Origin of the sequence: Asanoa sp. NPDC050611 (assembly GCF_040654855.1) — a bacterium.
GTDB lineage: Bacteria > Actinomycetota > Actinomycetes > Mycobacteriales > Micromonosporaceae > Asanoa.
In genome coordinates this window covers 1-1737 of sequence record NZ_JBFAIU010000656.1, presented here as the reverse complement: position 1 = coordinate 1737, position 1737 = coordinate 1, and the positions used below count along the sequence as shown (strand labels likewise).

The following is a 1737-nucleotide window of genomic DNA, read 5'->3' as shown; positions in this document are numbered from 1 at the left end:
GGGACCGCGCCCAGGTCCCGCTGGTAAGGGTGGTTCTCCGGCCGGGCGGTGGCGATCACCGTGGCTCCGGCGGCCGCGGCGAGCTGCACCGCGACCGTGCCCACCGCGCCGGCCGCGCCGTGCACCAGCAGCGTCTCGCCGGGCGCCGGCGCGAGCTCGGCGAGCGCGATGTGTGCCGTCTGCGCGCCGGCCGAGAAGCCGCCCGCGACCGCCCAGGGCATCCCGGACGGTTTGGGGACGACCTGGTCGGCCGGGACGGCGAGCAGTTCGGCGTACGCGCCGAGCTGGCCGAAGCCGAGCACCTCGGTGCCGGCGGGCAGCGGGCCCGCGACGACGACGCCGGCGAACTCGTTGCCCGGGATGCGCGGGAACGTCGGCGGTACGCCGGCCGGGAGCCAGCCCGCGCGGACCGCGCAGTCGTAGGGCTGCACGCCGGCCGCGCGTACCCGGATCAGCACCTGACCCGCACCGGCAACTGGATCGGGCAGTTCGGTCAACCTGAGGACGTCTGGACCACCGGGTGCGCTGAACGCCGCCGCTCGCATGGGCGCAAGTCTGCGACCTCAACCCGGCTTGAGGTCAACGCCTAGTGGGTCGGCAGGTCCGGTTCGCTCGAGTCCTTCGGGCGCGGGCCGAAGATGCGGCGCTCGGACTCGTCGATGCGGTGGTCGTTGATGCTCGCCTCGCGGCGGCGCATCAGGCCGTGCTCGTCGAACTCCCACAGCTCGTTGCCGTAGCTGCGCCACCACTGGCCGGCGCCGTCGTGCGACTCGTACTGGAAGCGGACCGCGATCCGGTCGTCGGTGAACGACCACAGGTTCTTGCGCAGTGCGTAGTCCAGCTCGCGGGACCACTTGTCGGTCAGGAACTCCACGATCGCGGCCCGCCCGACGAAGAACTGGTCGCGATTGCGCCAGACCGAGTCGGTCGTGTACGCGAGCGAGACCCGTTCCGGGTCGCGGGTGTTCCAGGCGTCCTCGGCGGCCTGCACCTTGGCCAGGGCCGAGGCCCGGTCGAACGGCGGCAGTGGTGGACGGTCGGTCATGGCGGCTTACCCCCTCCCACCGACCGTAACTCCTGCCCGGCGCCGACCTTCAGGACTCGCCGGGCGCGAACTGCGCGAGCGCCATCTGCCGGCCCTCTTCCGTCTGCTCCGGGGTGGCGGTGCCGGACGCCTCGACGGCGGCGACCCACGCGTCGATCGAGCCGCGGGAGAACTCCCGCACCTCCGGCGAGTTGGCGGCCTGGATCGGGTCGCCGATCTCCTCGCCGGCCAGGAACAGGGCCAGGCCGAGCAGCGCGCCGTCCCAGCCCGGTCCGACGAACAGGGCACCGGCGCCGCTGCCGGCCATCTCGATCGGCACCGTGTGGGTGAACTCCAGCTCGGTGTCGTCGCCCGAGCCGGGGGACAGGTGCAGGTCGACCACGCTGGTCGGGCCGCCGAAGGTGATCGTGAGGCGGCGCGGCGGCTCGCAGCGCCGGATCTCGCCGCCGGCGTTGCCCTCGAGCTGGAACGTGCCGCCGGCCTTGAGGTCGCCGGTGAGCGGGTAGAACCAGCGCTTCACCCGGTCCGGGTCGGTGATGGCGTCCCAGACGTCGGCGACGGGTGCCGCGTACGTCCGGCGAGCCGGAGGTCGGCGGGCTGGCCGAGCGCGTGGGCAGGCGGCGGACGACCACGTCGACAGCGAGCTCGTCGCCGCCGTCGGTGACGCCGTGCAGCACCTCTGTCGCGTACGG

2 protein-coding genes and 1 pseudogene are annotated in these 1737 nt (G+C 73.6%); all 3 read right to left on the bottom strand.

The features are described 5' to 3' along the window. A pseudogene (locus AB0H87_RS41530) lies at positions 1-545 on the bottom strand (NADP-dependent oxidoreductase); the annotation flags it as partial. 41 nt (positions 546-586) lie between these two features. Next, entirely contained in the window at positions 587-1045 is a 459-nt protein-coding gene (locus AB0H87_RS41525) for a nuclear transport factor 2 family protein (protein ID WP_360159287.1), read from the bottom strand. Between the two features lie 49 nt (positions 1046-1094). Next, positions 1095-1737 (bottom strand): SRPBCC domain-containing protein (locus AB0H87_RS41520; RefSeq protein WP_360159284.1); only part of this gene is annotated, 643 nt, incomplete at its 5' end.

Bases quoted from the DNA above. Each gene is read 5' to 3' on its own strand.
- AB0H87_RS41525 (WP_360159287.1), bottom strand. From the start codon at position 1,045: ATGACCGACCGTCCACCACTGCCGCCGTTCGACCGGGCCTCGGCCCTG.